Genomic DNA, 293 nt, shown 5'->3' with positions numbered 1-293 from the left:
ACGGCGACCTACAACATGCGGGCCCAGCTCGCCAATGGCGGCACCAGCTACGCGCAAGGCAAAACCGGCGACATCTTCAACGACCTCTATTACTGGGGCGTGGAATTCGGCGAACGGTTTGCGCCGCCCAACGAAGGCGTGAGCGGCAGCTACACAATCCCGCAGCAGAAGAACCTGTACGGTACGGCGCAGTGGCAACTGATGAAGTCGTGGGAGCTTGCCCAGGACTTTTCGCTGGAAACAAACTGCCCCGCTGCCTGGGTGAACGAGGAAAAAGCGCCCAAGGCCGAAAC

Annotated in this window: 1 protein-coding gene; it reads left to right on the top strand. The window is 60.4% G+C overall.

What is annotated here, in order from left to right; all coding sequences use genetic code 11:
* Positions 1–15: 15 nt before the first annotated feature.
* Positions 16–293 (top strand): hypothetical protein (locus tag ACRXB1_RS37610; protein ID WP_449494965.1); only part of this gene is annotated, 278 nt, incomplete at its 3' end.

Source organism: Caballeronia sp. M23-90, from assembly GCF_053574605.1.
This window is presented reverse-complemented; position numbering and strand designations above follow the sequence as displayed.